The sequence below is a fragment of the Paraburkholderia largidicola genome (genome assembly GCF_013426895.1).
GTDB classification, from domain to species: Bacteria; Pseudomonadota; Gammaproteobacteria; order Burkholderiales; family Burkholderiaceae; genus Paraburkholderia; species Paraburkholderia largidicola.
Genome location: NZ_AP023175.1, coordinates 2208073 through 2228245 on the forward strand (window position 1 = coordinate 2208073; position 20173 = coordinate 2228245).

Consider the following 20173-nt stretch of genomic DNA (forward strand, 5'->3'; position numbering starts at 1 on the left):
TGTGAGGAGAGCACGATGAAAAAATTGAGCGCAAGCGCATGGTTGGCGGCAGTCGTTCTGACGATGGTGTCGGCGCACGCGGCGACGGAGGAGCAGGTGGTGAAGATCGGCTTGACGGGACCCTTGACCGGCCCGCAGGCCGCCATCGGCAAGGACGATGAAAACGGCGTCAGGATGGCGATCGAGCGGCTGAATGCCCAGGGGCTCGTGATCGGTGGTCGGAAGACCCGCTTCGAACTGGTCTCGCAAGATGATGCCGCCGATCCGCGTACCGGTATGACGGTTGCGCAGCGCCTCGTCGACGACAACGTGAAGGTCATCTTTGGGCCGTTCAATTCGGGCGTCGCAATTCCGATTTCAAGTTTGGTGAATGTCGCGGGGATCGTGATGGCGACCGTCGCATCGAACCCGTCGATCACGCAACACGGCTATCCGTACGTGTTTCGTATCTCCGCGAGCGACACGCAGCTTGGCAGCCGCATGGGCGAATTTGCGGCCAAAAAGTTGAAGATCAAACGGATCGCCGTGATCGACGACCGGACAGCGTACGGTCAGGGCCTCGCCGACGAATATATCGACGCAGCCAAAGCCAACGGCATCGAGATCGTGGATCGGGAATACACGACCGACAAAGCGACCGATTTCGTCTCGATCCTCACGCACATCAAAGGCGCGAACGCGGAAGGGATTTTCTACGGCGGCTATTACGCGCAAGCCGGGGCGCTGCGCAAGCAGATGAAACGCCTCGCGATGAACGGCTACCTGCTTGGCGGCGACGCCATGTGCAATGCCGAACTGGCGAAAGTCGGCGGGGACACGGTCGATGCAGGCGTGTACTGTCCGCAGGGTGGCCCCGTTCTCGATCAAACGCAGGAAGGGCGGCAGTTCAAGGCGGATTACAAGCAGCGCTTCCATACCGATCCATTGACCTACAGCGCTGCGTTATACGACGGCATGAACATCGTCGCGCGGGCCATGCAAAAGGCCAATGCGATCGAGCCGGCACAGTACCGCGCCGCACTTGCTGGGATCGATTTTCAGGGGGTTTCAGGGCACTATCGTTTCGACCAGAATCGCGACCTGAAGGATTCGCCGATCACCATTTATACCTATCGAAACGGTGAGCCAACGCCGCTGGCCTCTTCCCAGCCCTAGATCGAAGCGGACGATTCGCCATCCCTACGTCACGTTCGCTGGCTGCTGGGTCAGACGGTAGCTTTCCATCAAGTCCGTCATGAATACCTGCAGGATGGTAGGGGGCACGGCGGCCCGCTTCGTGATTGCGCAGAACGGCCATCGGGTGCCGAACTGGTCGGGGCATATGCGATGCATCTCGTCGCGCGCGACCCAGCGGGCAGCGTAATGGATCGGCAGAAAGCCGATGTACGCGCCCGATAGAATCAGGATGGCTTGCGCCTCGATGTTGTCCACGGTCGCGGCGGCTTTACTGGCGCTGAGCATGCGCAGGTCGTGCTGCTGCAGATAGCCGCGCGCGACTACGCGACTGGACGCGATGGCCTGTTTGAGTGAGGCATCGTCGGGCGGAAGGCCAGCGAGCACATGATGCTTCCCGCAATACAGTCCGTCCGGTTCGCCATAGAGGTCGGTGTAGGTGAGCCCCGGTACGTGCAGCGGAAAATGCCCGACTGCGATGTGCAACCGGCCATCGAGCACCCGCTCCTCCAGTTCGGCAGGCATACCGACGTAGACATCCAGATGCACGTCGTGCCCCCTCGATACGAACGCCTGCAGTGCCTGCGGCAGAGGTGAAGCCGAGTCGGTCACCGTGTTGTCGATGATGCCGAGGTACAGCCTGCCTGAGACGTTCTTCTTCAGTGCATCCGTGTCCACACAGAAATTTTCGACCGCCAGTTGCAACCGCTGCGCGGCCTCGTAAGTCGCCTGGCCGTGTTCGGTAAGGCGAAAGCCGCTGCGCCCCCTCTCACACAGCTTGAGCCCCAGGCGCGTTTCGAGCGTCGTCATCTGTTCGCTGATGGTCGACTGGCTGACGTTCAGGGTCGCCTGGGCGGCGGAAAAGCCGCCGCATCGCACCACCGTCATGAAGACCCTTAAAAGCTTGAGGTCCACGTCCTGCAACTGGATCACTGTCGTCGCTCCGTTTATCCCGCTTGCTTCGGAATTTCCGATATGAATATCTGATCCACGTGATTTTTTCCCGCGGCCGTGTCGCTCATAGTCTCTCAAAAGGCCGCGCTGCCACAAGCCACGTTTATATCGATGTTTGCCGATGGCCCACCAGAGGCCGTGCAGCAGTTAATCCGTATCACAGGAGACAATGATGGATAAAGTCGTACAAAATTATCTGGAGACGTTCGGGATCTGCGAAGCCACTCAACGGTTTCTCTCCAGGCCGCAGAAGATGTTGATTGGCGGCGCCTGGGTTTCACAAGGCGACCGGGAATCGTGCGCGGTGCTCGAACCGTCCACCGGGGGCGTGATCACGCAGATTCCGCTGGCGACGACTGCCGATCTGGATCACGCGGTCGAAGCGGCTCGCAAACAATTCGACGGGGGACCGTGGCGAAAGCTCAAGCCCCTCGAGCGCGAACGGATGCTTCATCGTCTCGCCGATCTGATCGAAGCGAATGCAACCGAGCTGGCCGAGATCGAATCGATCGATGTCGGCAAGTCAGTCGCCAATGCGCGTGACGTCGACGTGCAGGGCACGATCGACACGTTCCGCTATTTTGCAGGTTGGGCGTCGAAGCTTCATGGCCGTACGGTAGAACCCTCCCTGCCTGGCGATTATGTGGCCTACACGCGCAAGGAGCCGATTGGTGTCATCGGCGTCATCGTCCCCTGGAACTTCCCGCTGCAAACGATGGCGTGGAAGGTAGCGGCCGCGCTCGCCGCAGGTTGCACGACCGTCATCAAACCAGCCGAGCTGACGTCGCTGTCGACGCTTCGCTTCGCGGAGTTAGTGCGCGAGGCCGGGATTCCGGACGGCGTCGTCAATGTCATCACGGGGCGAGGCCGCGACATCGGGGCGGCGATGGCCGCCCATCCGGGTATCGACAAGATCACGTTCACGGGTTCGACCGAAGTGGGCCGCACGGTCGGGCACGCCGCCGTGAGTGGCATCAAACGCATCACGCTCGAACTGGGCGGCAAATCGCCGGTGCTGGTGCTGGGGGATGCCGACATCGAGGCGGCTGCGCAGGCTGTCGCAAACGGCATCTTCTTCAATTCCGGACAGGTGTGCGATGCGGGAACACGGGTGTACATCCAGCGCGGCATTCACGACAGGTTTATGGATGCGTTGATCGAACGCACGCGTCAGATGAAGATCGCGCCCGGCCTCGATCGGGATTGCTTCATCAGCCCGCTCGTTTCCGCGCTCCAGAAGGATCGTGTCGAGTCGTATATTGAAGCAGGGCGGCGCGAAGGCGCGGAAGTGGCGTACGGTGGCCGTTCAATGGATCGGCCGGGCTATTTCGTCGAACCGACGATCTTTGCGCATTGCCGCAATGACATGAAGATTGTCCGCGAGGAAATCTTCGGTCCCGTGCTGGTGACTGCACCCTTCGACGATGTCAGCGACGCGTTGACGCTCGCGAATGACTCGCCATACGGTCTTGCCGCCGCCATCTATTCCAACGACCTGAATCGGGTACATAAGCTGATTCCGGAGTTGCGCGCCGGCACGGTCTATGTCAACGCGCACAGCACCATCGACCCGTCGATGCCATTCGGTGGTTTCAAGGAATCCGGCTTTGGCAAAGACCTCGGCTCCGAACAACTCGATCATCTGATGGAGAGCAAGGCGGTCTGGATCACGTTGCACTGACGCGTCAATCCGCTGACGGCGTCCCAACCGGATATAGCCCAGCAAGCGGGCGTTGGGGCGTCGCATGGATGACCGGTCTATCTCATTCCATCAACCTCTCACTCGAGTCAGGGGTGCATGATGCAGGCAGCAGACGAAACAGTGAAAGGCACCGTAGCGGGAGTCGAGCACGGCGCCATTGAAGGCCATTCTATCGACTTTATTCCGGATAACGAACGAACAGACAGACTATCCAGACAGGGGCCATTCTGGTTTCTGGGCAATTTCACGTTCTTTACCATGACCATCGGCTTCGTAGGTCCCAGCATTGGACTGAGCGCGCTGTGGACCACCATAGCCGGCACGCTGGGCATCATGTTCGGCACCTTGTTCATGGCTTTTCATGGATCGCAAGGTCCGCACCTTGGTTTGCCACAGATGATTCAGTCGAGAGCGCAGTTCGGCTATCGCGGGGTCATCGTCGTGTTGTTGGCTACGTTATTTGTGTTTGCCGGATTCAACATCGTCAACCTCGTGCTGATGATGCAAGGCCTCAAAGCACTGTTCAACTGGGACCCTGTCAAGATCGCGCTGGCTGTGACCGTGCCGGCTTCGATTCTGGCGATTCTCGGTCACGACTGGATGCACCGGAGTTTCAAATGGGCGTTGTATCTGTCGCTGCCCCTCTATGGACTCGTCACGGTCGCCGTGCTGATGCATTGGGTGCATGACGTGCCGCTTCCCGCTGTCGCGCCGGGGGCCACGCCACCGCCGCCGCTGGGCTTCGGCTGGATCGCTTTCATCGCGCAGTTCGCAGCGGCCGCCAGTTACAACATCGCCTACGCACCGTACGTATCCGACTACTCGCGCTACCTGCCGAAGAACACGCCGAGCGGCAAACTGATTGCGGCCGTGTTTCTTGGCGCCTCGCTGTCGGGTGCGTGGATGATCGCGATTGGCGGCTGGCTGGCCGACCATCTGCATGCAACCGACGTGCTGGTTGCATTGAATCAGGTGGGTAACGACCTCGCGCCGGGGATGGGCAGCGTTGTGGTTGGCGTCACGATCCTGGCATTTTTCCCTGTCATCGCGATGAACATCTATAGCGCAAAACTGACCGCCATCACGGGAGTCGATTCATTCCGGAAACTCCAGCCTACGCCCAGGATTCGCATTCTCGCGATTATCTTCGTGGTGATCCTTCAGCTTGGTGTGGCGCTTAGCATCTATACGTCGGGTAAAGGTCTTTCCGTCCTGAATATCTACCTGGTCGTCATGCTGTATTTTCTGGTGCCCTGGACGGCTGTCAATCTGACGGACTACTTTTTCGTCCGCAAGGGTCGCTACGCCATTCCACACTTCTTCCTGCCTCATAACAACCTGTACGGGACATGGGGCTCGCGCGGTCTGACTGCTTACGCAATCGGATTCGCTTCGATGATTCCGTTCTTCTGCGTGCTCGACGGCGCTAACGAGGTGTATGTCGGGCCGCTTGCCCGCGCGATGGGCAGCGTCGATCTGGCGTGGCTGGTCGGTCTGCTGGTGTCCGGGCTCGCGTACTACGCACTATCACGCTCGCTCGATCTGAAGCGCGAAGAGGCGGTGATCGCGTCCATCGAGAAGACATCACCGCAATACACCACCGGCGACAAAGGTCGCTACTGAAACCTAGACGACCCCATCAAGATTCAGGAAGCAGGCAAATATCATGGCTACCGAGCAATTCGATTACATCATTGTTGGCGCTGGATCGGCCGGGTGTGTATTGGCCAACCGGCTCACCGAGGACCCGGCCGTCCGTGTTCTGGTGCTGGAATTCGGCGGAAGCGATCGCAGCGTCATCATTCAGATGCCGAGCGCGTTTTCCATGCCGATGAACACGTCGAAGTACAACTGGCGCTATCAGACCGCCCCCGAAACTCATCTGAATGGCCGCCAGTTGCATTGTCCGCGCGGCAAGGTGCTGGGCGGATCGTCGTCGATCAACGGCCTCGTCTATATTCGCGGCCACGCTTACGACTTCGACGAGTGGGAGGAACTGGGTGCGCGAGGCTGGGGCTATCGCAACTGTTTGCCGTACTTCAGGCGCGCTGAGAGCTACAAGTTCGGAGGCGACGAGTACCGGGGCGCGGCCGGACCCCTGTCCACGAACAATGGCAACAACATGGCGAATCCGCTGTACGGCGCCTGGATCGAGGCAGGCGCAGAGGCGGGATACATCAAGACGGAAGACTGCAACGGTCATATGCAGGAGGGCTTCGGCGCCATGCATATGACTGTCAAGGACGGTGTGCGCTGGTCGACTGCCAATGCTTATCTGCGTCCGGCAATGAAGCGGCCCAATTTGTCAGTGGTGACGAATGCGATGACCCGCCGCGTGATTCTCGAAGGCAAGCGCGCGGTTGGTGTCGAGTACGATCAGGGCGGAAAGACGCACGTCGCGCGATGCCGTGCTGAAGTATTGATCGCCTCGGGTCCGATCGGTTCGCCTCATCTGCTGCAACGCTCAGGAATCGGGCCGGCCGAGGTGTTGCGCAAGGCTGGGATACAGGTGAAGCATGACTTGCCCGGCGTCGGCGAAAATCTGCAGGATCACGCGGAAATCTATATTCAGTACGCCTGCAAGGAACCCGTCACCCTCAACTCGAAAATGGATCCGTTCAGCAAGTTCATGATCGGGCTGCGGTGGCTCCTGTTCAAGGATGGACTTGGGGCAAGCAACCATTTCGAGGCGGGTGGATTCATCCGTTCGGAAGCAGGATTGCGGTGGCCTGACATCCAGTTCCATTTCTTGCCCGCCGCGATGCGCTACGACGGTGACAAGCCGTTCAAGGGACACGGGTTCATGATATTGACCGGACCGAACAAGCCTAAGAGCCGGGGCTACGTGAGGACGATGTCGGCCGATCCCTATACGCATCCGCAAATCCGCTTCAACTATCTGGATCGCGAAGAGGATCGCGAGGGCTTTCGACGCTGCGTCCGGTTGACGAGAGAAATCATCGGACAGCCGGCGATGGACCGGTTTCGCGATGCCGAACTCGCTCCCGGCCCGCACGTGCAAACGGATGAGCAAATCGACGCCTTTGTCAGGGCGAACCTGGAAAGCACGATGCATCCGTGTGGTTCGTGCCGCATGGGAGAGGATGACATGGCGGTGGTCGATTCCGAACTGCGGGTTCGTGGCATGGAAGGCTTACGCGTCATCGATTCATCCGTCTTCCCGACCGAGCCCAATGGCAATCTGAACGCACCGACGATCATGCTTGCCGAGCGTGCGTCCGATCTGCTTCGCGGGGTCCCGATGTTGCCGCCGTCCGATGCAGACGTGGGCCTCGCCGAGGGATGGGAGACACGGCAACGCACGCATGCGCCGGCGCGAAGTCTGTTTGTCGAGTAAGTTGGTTGCGGGCTCGGAGAACCGGGGGCGCTTTCCGGCGACCAGGTAGAGAGGATGCAACGTCCGCGACCGAAGAGCGTTAGCGAGGGCGCGGCGGGCGACCGTCGCATGCTATACGGACTTCGGTCGCCCGCCTTCCCCTCAAGTCTTCGCCGACCCCGGCTTTTCCGCATGACCGCCGAAGTCCCTACGCATTGCCGAGAGCACGCGATTCGCGAAGTCCGCTTCGCCGCGCGACGAGAAGCGTGCGAAAAGCGCGGCGCTCAGCACGGGCACGGGCACGCCTTCGTCGATCGCGGCATCGATCGTCCAGCGGCCTTCGCCCGAATCCGATACACGACCCGCAAAGTCCGTCAACTCGCCGTCGCGCGACAGCGTGCCCGCAATCAGGTCGAGCAGCCACGAGCTGATCACGCTCCCGCGCCGCCACACTTCGGTGATATCGCCCAGATTGAGGTCGTATTGATAGAACTGCGGGTCGCGCAACGGCGAGGTTTCCGCATCGATTTCGCGCGACTGCTTGCCCGCGTTCGCGTGTCGCAGGATGTTCAATCCTTCCGCATACGCGGCCATCATCCCGTACTCGATCCCGTTGTGGACCATCTTGACGAAGTGGCCCGCACCTTGCGGCCCACAATGCAGATAACCCCGTTCGGCCGTGCTGTCGTCCTGTTGACGGTCCGCGGTGCGCGGCGCGGCCGCGACGCCCGGCGCGAGCGCGGCGAATACCGGGTCGAGATGCTTCACGATGTCCGTCTCGCCGCCGATCATCAGGCAATAGCCGCGTTCGCGGCCCGCGACGCCGCCGCTCGTGCCGACATCGACGTAATGCAGTTTTTTCCCGGCGAGTGTGTTGCCGCGGCGAATGTCGTCGTGATAGTGCGAGTTGCCGCCGTCGATCACGATATCGCCCGGTTCCAGCAGCGGCACCAGTTTGTCGAGCGTCGCGTCCACCACGGCCGCGGGCACCATGAGCCACACGGCGCGTGGCTTCTCGAGCCTCGCTACCAGATCTTCGAGCGTCGTCGCGCCGTCGATCCCCTCCTGCTGGAGGCGCTGCACCGCTGCCGGCTGGACGTCGAACACGACGCACCGCTGACCGCCCTGCGAAAGCCGCCGCACCATGTCGGCGCCCATACGTCCAAGTCCAATCATTCCAAGTTGCATGTGCCGCTCCCAAAATAAGTGTTGAGCGAGATTTCACACGCGCAGCCTCTTTTCATGAGCGGCATCGTGTCGGTCGATCGTTGCGCGCGATCCGTGGCGTGTGCTTCTACGAGAGCGCGTGACAGCGGGAAAAGTTCCGGCTAGCGCGTTTAGCCGGCGCACGCAAAGCATGCAATCCCGTTGCGCCGCCTCTCTGGTCCGCGGACAAGACATTCTGGTCGACCACACAAGGATATCCGATCAAACCTGGACCTCAAGCGTCGAATGGCTGTTCTGGATACATCTGCAGGGTTCGGGTAGGAAGTCGCTCAGGCACCTCGTAGAACCTACTCGTCCTCACGTGTTCGACAAATCCGCATTCACGGTCGACTTCGACAGATCGTGAAGATCGTGCGGACTGCGCGCATAGCGCCTCGGCGCCATACCCGACCAGCGATGAAACGCGCGGGAAAAAGCCTTCTCCGACGAATAGCCGACACGCTCGGCAATTTCGATCAGCTTGCGTTTGCCATTCGTCAGTTCGCCGCTTGCAAGGTACATGCGATACGCCGTCAGATGACCGATCGGCGTGTCGCCCACCAGCTCGGCGAAACGCGCGCTGAAGCGCGAACGCGACATGCCCGCGGCCGTCGCGAGACTCGCGACGCTCCATTCGCGGCGCGGATCGCGATGAATCAGTGCCATCGCGCGGCCGATCTGCGGATCGGCGAGGCCGCGCAGCCAGCCGGTGTGATTGGCCGTCGATTGCAGGTGCGCGCGCAGCAACTGCACGAACAGCACATCCGCGAGCCGCGCCGCTGCAATCGCCCAGCCGGGCTGACAGGTCATCGATTCCTGAATGAACGTTTGCAGCGTGCTCGCGAGCCACGGCGCGACGGCGGGATCGTTCGCGCGGACATGAATCAGCGGCGGTAACACGGAGAAGAGGGGGCTGCGCATGATGTCGCGATACACGACGATGCCCGTATAGAGATCGCTGGTTTCGCCGCCGCCGCCCGCTGTGAATTCGAGCGGCGTGTCGAAACGCGGCTGGATACCTTTGTCGGCCATCAGCGAATCGAACGGCACAGGCTGCTCTTCCAGCGACGACGCCATGATGTGCTCGTGCCCATGAGGCAACAGCACGAAGTCGCCCGGTCGGACATAGACGGGCGGCTCGCCGGCAACGCTCAGATGGAACGGTGTGCCCGAGCACATGCGGAACGGCGCACCCGACACGGCCGGCTTGCGGATCGCCCACGGCGCGCTCAACGTGAAACGGCCAGTGACGACGGCGTCCGCGCGCAAGTCGGCGAGGATGTCGCTCAGCAGGTCGGTTGCCATGGGTGTGTCTCCGTTGTTCGCACCGGGGTTGTGTGGGGTGGACCCGTATGCGCATATCGTCCCGGTTCGGGCGCGCCGATGCATCAGAAGCGCTGCTGGATGCCCGCCATCACGCCCAGCTGGTTCTGCCCGGTGCCGACCGATCCGCCTGCCGCCACAGCCGCCGCGCCGCGCGAACTGTTTTCCATGTAGCCCACCGACGTATACACCGTCGTGCGTTTCGACAGCAGGTAGTTCACGCGGCCGACGAACAGCGTCGAGTCCGACGTTTCGCGCAACAGATAGCGCAGCACCTGTGCATCGAATGATAACGCTGCGCTCGCGTGATACGTCGCCCCGACGAAATAGATGTCCGACTGGCTATGCGCGGCCGCCGACGTATTGCGGCGAATCCAGCCGCCGCCGATCTTCGCCGGGCCGATATTCGCATACGCGTCGACGATCGTGCGTGTGTCGGTATAGGCGGGGTTCGACAGCGGCGCCGATGCGCCCGTGCCGCCGCGCATCACGTCGTACGACGCTGCCACGCCGAATTGCGCGGCGTCGTATGCAAGCATCATCGTGTACTGGCGGCACGCGACGGGGTCGCCTGCGACATTGCCCGCGCAATTGGTGGCCGACGGTCCGGCGGGCCCCGCTGCGTCGCGTCCTGTGCTGTAGGTGCCGCCGACGGTGAGGCCGCCGAACTTGCCGAGATAGCCGGCTGCGTTGTCGCTGCGGGCATTCGGCAGGTAGCTGTCGAAACTCGCCATCGAATGAATCGACGGGCCGATCACGTCGGCGTTCTGCAGCACATACATCGACATGTTCATCTGACGTCCGAGCGTCAGCGCGCCATAAGGCGAACTCACGCCGACGTTCGCCTGTCGGCCGAATAGCCGCCCGCCGTAATTCAGCGCGCCGCTATTGACGGCGAAGCCGTTCTCGAGAACGAAGAACGTCTTGTACCCGCCGCCGAGATCTTCGACGCCGCGCAAGCCGAACCGCGACGGCACCTCGCCCGTGAGCGTCGGCATGCCGACCACCGAGCCGCCGCCCGCAGCATTGTTGTAGTACTGCACGCCGGTATCGACGATGCCGTATAGCGTCACGCTGCTTTGCGCGTGGGCACTCGCGGCGCCGAGCGCTGCCGTCGCGCCGATGATGGCGAGCAGTGCGGTGGAGACAGTCGTTCTCGTTCGTGTGACTTTCATGTTCACCAAGCCTTTGTTTGCAGCTCTGCTTATCGTTGTGGGTTTGGAGACTGTCGCAACGAACGGCCTCCCCAAAAGCGGCGTGCGTCGAACGGCTCCGGTATGGTTGCCGGTGCCGTCGCGTACGTTGCGCATCGCCCGTCGCAATAGCGCTGCATGCGAGTCGTATGCGTGGGGCGAATGGGGAAATTCTTGGTGACGCAAAAAACGCCGCCAAGGACCGTGGCTCTCTGAAAAGTAGCCGATCGTCTCATTGTCAAATGATGACAACCACCGGCGAAACGCGGCGTTTCAGGGACGAAACGGGGGAGAAAAGCGACCGGTAAAGGGGGCCGTTACAGGCTCGATCGGGACAGTTCGCTGGCGGCTGCCTTGACGCTCGCTTCGACGGTGGCGCGCAGGGATTCATCGTTCGAGAACGCGGTGTTCGGGCCGGCCACGCTCAATGCGGCTAGCACATTGCTGCGGCCATCCGTGACGGCTGCCGCGCACGAATCGATGCCCGCTTCGAGCCCCGAAAAGCTCCACGCGCATCCCGTCTCGCGCGCGATGGCGAGCGCAGCGTTCAGCGCTTGCCAGTCCGGCTGATCGGCGACGTCCGCGGCAGGATGACGCGCGTACAGTTCGGCTAGCGCCGACGCATCGAGCGCGGCCAGCATCGCGAGTCCGGGCGTTGCGCGATGGGCCGGAATCCGGCTGCCCACGCGAATGCGGCTGACGAGCGGCGTGTCTGGCGTCTCGCACAGCAGATAGATCAGCTCAGTGCCTTCGAGCACGGCCAGATAGGCCGACAAGCCGGTTTTCGCGACCAGTCCGGGCAAGACCTGGCGCGCGCGCGACGTCAGATCCGCCGAGCCGAGCGCGCGCGCCGCCAGCGTCAGGAACGGCATGCCGAGCCGGTGCGCGCCGCCGGGCGGAACGGCTTCGATCAACCCGGCCGCTTTCAACGATTCGAGTAGCCGCATCACCGTGACGCGATTCACATTGATCTGGCGCGCGACGTCGCTCAGGTTCGCGGTCGAGCCGCCGTCGGCGATATAGCGCAACAGGCGGAACGCACGTTCGACGGGCGACGCCGACGCGTCGGTGGCGGCTGTGTCCGATGGTTTGGTCATCTTCTGGGTGGTCTGGACAGTTCAAGTGACGTCAGAGGCTCATGGCAGCGCCACGGACCAGGCATCGTACCCGTAAACCCAGTCGGCATTGCCGCCCGCCTTCAGCCAGTTATTGCCGCGCGAACCGATCTGGATCCTGGCGGTGCGTTCCTGGCGCGCGCTTTCATAGCGCCTGAGCGCGGCACCGAGCCCGCCGGCCTCGACGCCCGCCAGCGCGCGCGACAATACGACGGCGTCTTCGATCGCCATTCCCGCGCCTTGCGCCATGAACGGCATCATCGGATGACAGGCGTCGCCGAGCAGCGCCATGCGCGCACCCGTCCAGCAGGGCAACGGATCGCGGACATAGAGCGCCGACGCCAGCACGGTGTCGCAGGCATCCAGCAGGGCACGCGCTTGCGGATGGAAATTCGCGTAGGCGCGGCGCAGCGCGTCGGCATCGCCGGGCGTGGTCCATGATTCATGTGTCCAGTCTGCCTGCGACGTGGTCGCGAAGATGAACACGTCCCGGCCGCGATTGAGCGGAAACGTGACGATCTGCAGATCATCCGTCGGTCCCCACCATTTGACGAACGCGCCGAGATCGCTGCCGCTCAGGCGTTCGGCGGGCACCACCGCGCGATACGACACGATGCCCGTGAACTGCGGATGTTCCTCGCCGAAGAGGAACTTGCGAACGCCGGAGTGGATGCCGTCAGCGCCGACCAGCAGGTCGAATGCGTGCGTCGACCCGTCGGAGAACGTCACGCTGGCCTGGCCGTCCGCATCGGCGAAAGCGACGCTGCGTTTGCCCAGTTGCAGTTGGCCCGGCGCCAGCGCCTGCTCCAGCGCGGCCATGACGTCCGCACGGTGCATCGTCAGCTGCGGTGCGCCGTATTTGCGTTCTGCTTCGTCCGACATCGCGAGCCGCGAGGTTTCTTCGCCGGTATCCCACATCCGGCTGATTCGCGCATTCGGGCGCGCCGCCGTTTCCCGCAACTGCGCGCCGACGCCGAGCCCGTCGAGCGCCCGCACCGCGTTCGGCGTCAGGTTGATGTCCGCACCGACCCGGCCGAAACGCTCCGCCTGCTCGAACACGCTCACGTGATGCCCCGCTTTGTGGAGTGCTATTGCTGCCGCCAACCCGCCAATCCCGCCGCCGATGATCCCGATCTTCATGCTTTTCCTCAAACCAGATGTGCTGGTGATCTGTTCATTTATGAACATATAGAACAAAACTGAACGGAGATTGTGCGGTCATTTATTTTTGATCGCAAGGGAAAAACGCATCCTGCGAAACCCGGCAATCCGTCCCTGAAAAACGCACCGGAAGCGTGGACGAACGGCAACCTTTTTGGATTTTGTAGAGGTTGTCTGGCTTCCACGCGTCGCCAAGAATTCGCTCATCGCTGGAGCCTCGCCGGACAGGGCGGGCGGCGTTTCCGACATTCGAGGACACACAACATGCTGAGTCAGGAAAAGAACAGGCTACTCACCGAAGTGGGGCCGGGCACGCCGATGGGCGACTACCTGCGCCGGTATTGGCATCCCATCGCGGGCGTTGCCGAGTTCGACGACAAGTCCGTGCGTCCGATCCGCCTGTTCGGCGAAGACCTCGTGCTGTTCAAGGACCTGAGCGGCAATTTCGGTCTGGTGCAGCGTCGCTGTCCACATCGCAACGCCGATCTCGCGTTTGGCTTTGTCGAGCAATGCGGTTTGCGCTGTGCCTACCACGGCTGGGAATTCGATGCGAAAGGCCAATGCACGCATCAGCCGTACGAAGAGATCGTGGACACGCAGGCGCGCCTGCGTCAGAAGACCCGTGTCACGGCCTACGAGGTGCGCGCAAAGGCGGGCATGGTGTGGGCGTATATGGGACCGTCACCCGCGCCCGAGTTGCCGGACTGGGAACCGTTCAGCTACACGAACGGTTTTGCGCAGGTGGTGATGGCCGAGATTCCATGCAACTGGTTTCAATGCCAGGAAAATTCGATCGACCCGATCCATTTCGAGTGGACGCACAACAACTGGACTGAGCGGCAGCAGAACAGCCACTCCGAGCACGTGCCGACACACCTCGAGACGAAGTACGAAGAGTTCGAGTTTGGCTTCGTCTACAAGCGGTTGCGCGCGCACGAAACCGAGCAGAACCCGATGTGGACCACGGGGCGCGTCACGCTGTGGCCGAACGCCTTTTATCTCGGACATCATTTCGAATGGCGTGTGCCGATCGACGATGAAAACACGCTGAGCGTGCTGTGGGTTTACAACAAGGTGCCGCAAGAGCAGGAGCCGTACGTCCAGCAGCACATACCGGCATGGTATGGACCGCTGCGCGACGAGAACGGCGAGTGGATCACCAGTCACGTCGCAAATCAGGACTTTGCGGCATGGGTCGGCCAGGGCGCGATCACCGACCGCACGCGTGAAACGCTTGGCGCAAGCGACCGCGGCATCGTGATGTTGCGCCGGCGATTCTTCGAGGAACTCGAAGCGGTCGCTGCGGGCGCGGCGCCAAAAGGCCTCATCACCGACAGCGCGCGCAATCACAACGTGTTTTTGCCCTCGGCATGCCGCGACGAAATGATCAACGGCATGACGCGCGCCGAGCTGTCCGCGCATCCGTTACTCGGCGCGTATCTGCGCGATTTCATCGGTCAGTACGGACAGCCGGAGAGCGTGCGCGAGGCGTACGAAGCGGCTATCGGGCAGAAGGTGAATCGCGCGCAGTTCTTCTCGGTGCACGGCGCTCGGCAGGCTTCGACCGAAAGCGCGTGCGACGCCGTTCCTGTGGACGAAGCATCGTAACCACACGTGCCGTCATTTCACCGAGAGTCTGCAACCATGCAACAGCCAACAGGCGGTGCAGCCGCCAATCGCGCGCAGACACGTATCGAAGCGCGGGTGCGCACGCTGCGCCACGAAGCGGAGCGTGTGCTGGGCATCGAACTCGTGCCGGCGGGTAATGGAAGCTTTCCGCGCTTCACGCCAGGCGCACATATCGATCTGCATCTTCCGGATGGCATCACGCGCAGCTACTCGCTCGTGAATTCGCCGGACGACGTGGACCGATACGTGATCGGCGTGCTCGCGGACGCGAATAGCCGCGGCGGCTCGCGGTACGTGCACGAGCAGCTGCGCTGCGGCGCGGTCATTACGATCGGCGCGCCGCGCAACAACTTCGCGCTGAACGAAAACGCCGCGTCGACCGTGCTGATCGCGGGCGGCATCGGCATCACGCCGATGCTGTGCATGTACCGGCGCCTGCGTGAAGCCGGTCGCACGGTGCGTCTCGTGTACTGCGCGCGCGAGCGGTCGCAGGCCGCCTATCTGAGTGAACTCGATACGTCCGACGGCAGCGTACATCTGCACTTCGACGCCGAACACGCTGGCCGCCCGTTCGATCTCGCCGCCTTTCTCGCGCAGCAGCCTGCCGATGTTCACGCCTACTGCTGCGGACCGAACGCGATGTTGAACGCGTTTGAATCCGAGTGTGCCGATGCGGGCCTCGTCAATGTGCACATCGAGCGCTTCGCCGCGACGGCTCCCGTCGTCGACACACGGCAAGGCGATTACACCGTCGAACTCGCGAAAAGCGGCCGGCGTCTGGTCGTGCCAGCCGGCGCGGCATTGCTCGACGTGCTGCTCGAAGCGGGCGTCGATGTCGACCACAGCTGTCGCGAGGGTCTGTGCGGCGCGTGTGAAACGCGCGTGCTGGGGGGCTGTCCGGCGCATCGCGATTCCGTGCTCACACAGTCCGACAGGGACGCGAACACCGTGATGATGGTCTGTGTGTCCGGCGCGAAAAGCTCGACGCTTGTGCTCGATCTCGCGTGACCCGACCGTGCGGCTTCTGCGCGTTGCAGAAGCGCGAATGGTGGACTTGAAAACAGAAGCCGCTCGTCATCGAAGCGGTTCATTTCCTGATGGACCCCGCAATTTCCTTTTGAGGACACGATGGATCTCTCGAGCACTGTGAAACAGGTCGATGCGAATGCCGTTTCGCGCACTGGCGATCTGCATGACGCCGCGCTGATTTCGGCGCGCATCGAACGGCTGCCGTTCACGCGCTGGCATGCGCGCGTGCTGGGCGTGGTCGGTTTCGTTCATATGACCGATGCGTTCGATGCGCTGACGATCGCGTACGTGCTGCCCGTGCTGATCGGCTTGTGGCATCTGTCGCCAGGCGATGCCGCGTTGCTGGTGGCAGGCGGCTATGTCGGACAGACAGTGGGTGCGCTACTGTTCAGCGCCGCCGCCGAGCGATTCGGCAGACTGCGCGTGCTGCGCTGGCTACTCGTGATCCTGGCGCTCGGCAGTCTCGCATCCGCGTATGCGCCGGGCTATGCCGTGTTCATCGCGTTGCGGCTCTTTCAGGGCATTGGGCTGGGTGGCGAGTCGCCCGTGTCGGCTACCTACATGAACGAACTGTGCCCGGCCAAAACTCGCGGGCGCGTCATCTTCGTTCTTCAATCCACCTTCGCGGCGGGCAATCTGATTGCCGCTATCGCCGCACTGTGGCTGATTCCTGCGTATGGCTGGCAGGTGATGTTCCTCGTCGGCGCGCTGCCCATCGTGCTCGCTGCAATCCTGCCGCGTATGGCGCCCGAGTCGCCGCGCTGGCTGGCGATCAACGGCCGCGCTGACGAAGCGGAGCGCATCGTCGCAACGATCGAGCAGTCCGTGCCGCGCGAGCAGTACGCATCGCTGCCCGCAGCGCAGGTCGTCGGCACGCCGGTCGATCAAAGGAAGGCGCCGTTTCGCTCGCTGTTCCAGCCAGGCTATGTCACGCGCACGCTGGTAGTGTGGTTGATGGCCTGCTGCGGCAGCCTGACAACGTATGGCATTCTCGTGTGGTTGCCTTCGCTTTACCGCACTGTCTATCATCTGCCGTTGAACGTCGCGCTGCGTTACGGCATGGTGAGCATGATCGCGACGCTGATCGGCACACTGGTGGGCGTCTTCGTGATCGACTGGCTCGGCCGCAAGAAGACCTTCGCGCTGGCGTTTCTCGGAGCGGCGCTGCCGATGCTCTATCTCGCGTTCAGTGGTACGCATGTGCCCGCTGCGCAGGTTTCGATGCTGGCGTCGCTCAGTGTCGCGCTGATCGCGATCGTCCAGTGCGGGATCTATGTCTACGCACCGGAGGTGTATCCGACGCGGATTCGCGCGCGAGGCGCGGGTGCGGCGTCAGCCGTGACGCGTGTGTCGTCGGTGATCGGGCCGATGATCATCGGCGCGTTGTTGACTTATCTGAATGTCGAAGCGGTGTTTGGCTATTTCGCTTTTGTGTCGCTGGCCGGCGCGATTGTGATCGGCGCGTTCGCCATGGAAACGCGCGGCAGAACGCTCGATGAAATCGCGGGCGAGACGACGGTGCGTTCGCATCGGCAATGAAGCCTTGCGCGTGGTGAGCGGGTCCAACGCTCGCCGCGCATTCCTGATTCCATGTGAACCTCGACGGCAGAATGGCTAGGCATGCGGTAACGATGGCGTCTCCAGGCGCAGTCCAGATAACGTGACCCGCAGACCATGGTGTTCGGGATTGTTTTGCATCTGAAGCGTGGCGTGATGGCGCTGCGCGATTTTTTGCGCGATCGCCAGCCCGAGACCGCTGCCTTGCTCCTTGGTCCCTGCACTGCGATAAAAACGATCGAATACGCGTTCCCGTTCCCCGTCCGGTATGCCCGGGCCGCTGTCCGATACGCAAAGGCTGATCGTCCCGGCTTCGCGCGCGAGAATGACATCGACCTTACCCCCGTGCGGCGTATAGCGGATCGCATTGTCGATCAGGTTGCTCAGCAACACTTCGATTCCAGCGGGCTCCACACTGGCCTTGTAGGTTTCATCCGCCTGCCCGCCTGAAGCGCATTCGAGGCCGAGATCAATCTGCTTTTCCTCCGCGAGCAGCGAGAAATCGGCGACGACACGCTCGCACATCCGGCGCAGGCTCACCGACTGAAAACGTGCGCCTATCTGCGCTTCTTCGCGGGCGAGCGTGAGCAACTGTTGAACAAGATGGATGAGCCGGTTGAGGCGACCTTCGATGCGCTCAAAAGTCTGCTTGTTTCCAATCAGCGACCCGTCGCGTTCGGCGGACTGCAATTGAAGCTTGAGTGCGGCCAGAGGCGATCGCAATTCATGCGCGGCGTCCGCGACAAACGTCCGTTGCGTTTGCGACGCTACGTCCAGTCGATGCAGCAGATCGTTCAATGCATTGACGAGCGGTTTGATTTCGACGGGCGTACCTGCGCCGAGGTGCAGCGGTTCAAGCGAATCGAAAGAACGCGTAGTCAACGCGTGGGAGATTTCCGCTAGCGGCGCAAGTCCACGCCCGACGACGAAAAGAACGATCGCGATGATGACCGGAAAGAACAGTGCAAGCGGCGCCAGTATGCGTAAGGCGAGGCGAAGTGCGAGATCCTCGCGCACGGAAATGGGTTGCGCGATCTGTACGAAGCGAGAGCCCTGTTGAACGCCATATACCCGCCAGTGGTATTCGTCACGTTCGATTGTGCGCAGGCCGGCCGGGAAGCGTGCAAGATCGATTCCACCCAGCGATCTGTAGACGCTTCCGCCCGCCTGATCCCAGACCTCGATGAAAAGACGATCTTCCGACAAGCCTTCAAAATCAGGCTTGTTTTGCAGGACTGTTTCGGTGGTGCTGATGTTCGCGGGAAGCGATTCGGCGACCGTGCGGAGCTCGAAATCAAATAGCTCGCTGGCTTCTTCGCGCGCGGTGTGGAAGATGCCATAGCCGGCTGTCAACGCGGAGACTGCGAGGCCTGCAATCAGCCATCCCAGCAGCCAACGCCGGATCGACGTCATTCGCATCGCTTGAGTCGGTAACCGACGCCACGCACCATCACGATCGGGTCAGCGCCGATTTTGTGCCGCAAACCATGGACATGCACTTCGATCGTGTCAACTTCTACCAGCAACAGGCGCATGATGCGATTTCTCCCGAATGACTGGATTGTCGCGGCCTATTGCTTATCAGAGGCTTAAGAAGAGGAACGTGGAAAGCGGAAAAAAGATAACAGGTTCGTAATCGTATCGACGGAGATGCGCAAGCGTGGCTCTGTACCCTTTCGATACCTACCGGTCGAAACCTGTTGCAACTTGCCGCGCGTCCAGGCGTCTCGTGACAAAGGGTGAGACGCCATCAGATCCTTTGATTTCCACTCATTCCCATGAACAAGCTCGCTTCCATCCGTATATTTGTGACGGTTGCCCAATGTCTGAGTTTTGCTGATGCCGCAAAGCAGTTAAGGGTGTCAAGTTCAGTCGTTACGCGCGGAGTCGCGATGCTTGAGAAGGATCTGGACGTTCGTCTCGTGAATCGGACGACGAGACACGTTTCGCTGACACCGGTGGGAAAGCAATATCTGGAATACGCCATCGATCTGATGAAGCTTCTTGAATCGATGGACGAGTGCGTTGCGGATGCGACGCAGCAACCGGCCGGCTGTCTGCGCATTTCTGCATCGGCATCGTTTGCTTCGACCGATCTCCCGCATCTGCTCACCGGCTACAGAAGCCTTCAGCCGAGAATGAATTTCGAACTATCCGTTTTCGAGACCATGTCGGATATCGATCCAACCGGCTTCGACATCTGCTTCAACGCGGCACGGCGACTCAAGGACTCCTCGCTCATATGCAAGCCAATCGCGCAAACGCGTGACGTGATTGTCGCGAGTCCAACGTATCTCGAACGGAATGCCGCGCCGCGAACGCTTGCCGATCTGGCGTCGCACGACGTGCTGCTTGCGTCCGATGCGCCGAGCCGATACTGGGAGTTTCGCGATCGAAATGGAACACAGCGGGTCGTCGTCCGGCCAATCATGAATTTGCAGAGTCCACTGATGGTAAAGAATGCCGCGTGTGCCGGACTTGGTATCGCGCGGCTTCCGAGGTCTGTCGTGATGGACGAGTTGTCGGACGGAAGATTGCGGATGGTCCTTAACGATGCCGAGCTTTGCGAGAGTCAATGGACGGTTTGGCTTCTATATTCCAGCCATCGGCACATGCCAATCGTCCTCCGTGCCTTTATCGACTTTGTAGCGGAGTTCTACGAGAAGAAATCCGTCGGTACCGATCAAAGGCCGACGGGCAACCCTATGCAGATGCATCCTTCCGGTGGATTGGATCTGGTGTGGAGTGGGGTTTAGGAAGCCAGGTTAATTACGCACGTTCGCTTTGAAATTGG

15 protein-coding genes and 1 pseudogene are annotated in these 20173 nt (G+C 61.5%); 8 read left to right on the top strand and 8 right to left on the bottom strand.

The window, feature by feature from the left end:
• Nucleotides 1-15 precede the first annotated feature (15 nt).
• A complete protein-coding gene (locus tag PPGU16_RS26515) occupies nucleotides 16-1155 on the top strand; it encodes a branched-chain amino acid ABC transporter substrate-binding protein (RefSeq protein WP_180725218.1) in 1140 nt (379 codons plus the stop codon).
• 24 nt (nucleotides 1156-1179) lie between these two features.
• On the opposite strand, the gene PPGU16_RS26520 is transcribed toward PPGU16_RS26515, so the two are convergent.
• Nucleotides 1180-2106 (bottom strand): LysR family transcriptional regulator, encoded by a 927-nt coding sequence (locus PPGU16_RS26520; protein WP_180723352.1) that lies wholly within the window; start codon nucleotides 2104-2106, stop codon nucleotides 1180-1182.
• Between the two features lie 193 nt (nucleotides 2107-2299).
• Between PPGU16_RS26520 and PPGU16_RS26525 the strand changes: the two genes are divergently transcribed.
• The 3 genes from PPGU16_RS26525 to betA all read left to right on the top strand — a co-directional run bounded on the left by PPGU16_RS26525 (nucleotide 2300) and on the right by betA (nucleotide 7187).
• Entirely contained in the window at nucleotides 2300-3808 is a 1509-nt protein-coding gene (locus PPGU16_RS26525) for an aldehyde dehydrogenase family protein (protein ID WP_180723353.1), read from the top strand.
• Between the two features lie 117 nt (nucleotides 3809-3925).
• On the top strand, nucleotides 3926-5452 hold the full coding sequence (locus tag PPGU16_RS26530) for a purine-cytosine permease family protein (RefSeq protein ID WP_180723354.1): 1527 nt from the start codon (nucleotides 3926-3928) through the stop codon (nucleotides 5450-5452).
• A 43-nt stretch (nucleotides 5453-5495) separates the two neighbouring features.
• On the top strand, nucleotides 5496-7187 hold the full coding sequence (gene betA, locus PPGU16_RS26535; RefSeq protein ID WP_180723355.1) for a choline dehydrogenase: 1692 nt from the start codon (nucleotides 5496-5498) through the stop codon (nucleotides 7185-7187).
• Nucleotides 7188-7328: 141 nt separating this feature from the next.
• Here the strand turns inward: betA and gnd are convergent, their stop codons facing one another.
• From gnd to PPGU16_RS26560, 5 genes are all read right to left on the bottom strand, one after another.
• Nucleotides 7329-8354 carry a phosphogluconate dehydrogenase (NAD(+)-dependent, decarboxylating) gene (gene gnd, locus PPGU16_RS26540; RefSeq protein WP_180723356.1) on the bottom strand — a complete coding sequence of 342 codons (1026 nt, stop codon included), beginning with the start codon at nucleotides 8352-8354 and terminating at the stop codon, nucleotides 7329-7331.
• A 336-nt stretch (nucleotides 8355-8690) separates the two neighbouring features.
• Complete coding sequence (locus PPGU16_RS26545) at nucleotides 8691-9677, bottom strand: AraC family transcriptional regulator (RefSeq protein ID WP_180723357.1); 987 nt, start codon at nucleotides 9675-9677, stop codon at nucleotides 8691-8693.
• An 83-nt stretch (nucleotides 9678-9760) separates the two neighbouring features.
• A complete protein-coding gene (locus PPGU16_RS26550; RefSeq protein ID WP_180723358.1) occupies nucleotides 9761-10870 on the bottom strand; it encodes a porin in 1110 nt (369 codons plus the stop codon).
• A gap of 335 nt (nucleotides 10871-11205) precedes the next feature.
• Nucleotides 11206-11985: an IclR family transcriptional regulator gene (locus PPGU16_RS26555; protein ID WP_180723359.1), complete on the bottom strand. Its 780-nt coding sequence runs from the start codon at nucleotides 11983-11985 to the stop codon at nucleotides 11206-11208.
• A gap of 39 nt (nucleotides 11986-12024) precedes the next feature.
• The gene (locus PPGU16_RS26560; RefSeq protein ID WP_180723360.1) at nucleotides 12025-13143 is read right to left on the bottom strand and encodes an FAD-dependent monooxygenase; all 1119 of its coding nucleotides are present in this window, start codon (nucleotides 13141-13143) and stop codon (nucleotides 12025-12027) included.
• A 285-nt stretch (nucleotides 13144-13428) separates the two neighbouring features.
• On the opposite strand from PPGU16_RS26560, the gene PPGU16_RS26565 reads away from it, so the two are divergent.
• The 3 genes from PPGU16_RS26565 (at nucleotide 13429) to PPGU16_RS26575 (ending at nucleotide 17361) form a co-directional block, all read left to right on the top strand.
• Nucleotides 13429-14772: an aromatic ring-hydroxylating oxygenase subunit alpha gene (locus tag PPGU16_RS26565; RefSeq protein WP_180723361.1), complete on the top strand. Its 1344-nt coding sequence runs from the start codon at nucleotides 13429-13431 to the stop codon at nucleotides 14770-14772.
• 36 nt (nucleotides 14773-14808) lie between these two features.
• On the top strand, nucleotides 14809-15801 hold the full coding sequence (locus tag PPGU16_RS26570) for a PDR/VanB family oxidoreductase (protein WP_180723362.1): 993 nt from the start codon (nucleotides 14809-14811) through the stop codon (nucleotides 15799-15801).
• 120 nt (nucleotides 15802-15921) lie between these two features.
• Nucleotides 15922-17361, top strand: a complete 1440-nt coding sequence (locus tag PPGU16_RS26575; RefSeq protein WP_180723363.1) for an MFS transporter — start codon at nucleotides 15922-15924, stop codon at nucleotides 17359-17361.
• 75 nt (nucleotides 17362-17436) lie between these two features.
• On the opposite strand, the gene PPGU16_RS26580 is transcribed toward PPGU16_RS26575, so the two are convergent.
• Together PPGU16_RS26580 and PPGU16_RS26585 are read right to left on the bottom strand one after the other, a co-directional pair.
• Nucleotides 17437-18792: a sensor histidine kinase gene (locus PPGU16_RS26580; RefSeq protein ID WP_180723364.1), complete on the bottom strand. Its 1356-nt coding sequence runs from the start codon at nucleotides 18790-18792 to the stop codon at nucleotides 17437-17439.
• Nucleotides 18789-18890, bottom strand: a pseudogene (locus PPGU16_RS26585) (winged helix-turn-helix domain-containing protein); the annotation flags it as partial. The gene PPGU16_RS26580 and the pseudogene PPGU16_RS26585, both read right to left, overlap by 4 nt.
• Nucleotides 18891-19157: 267 nt before the next feature.
• Between PPGU16_RS26585 and PPGU16_RS26590 the strand changes: the two are divergent.
• Nucleotides 19158-20135 (top strand): LysR family transcriptional regulator, encoded by a 978-nt coding sequence (locus PPGU16_RS26590; protein ID WP_180723365.1) that lies wholly within the window; start codon nucleotides 19158-19160, stop codon nucleotides 20133-20135.
• Nucleotides 20136-20173 lie beyond the last annotated feature (38 nt).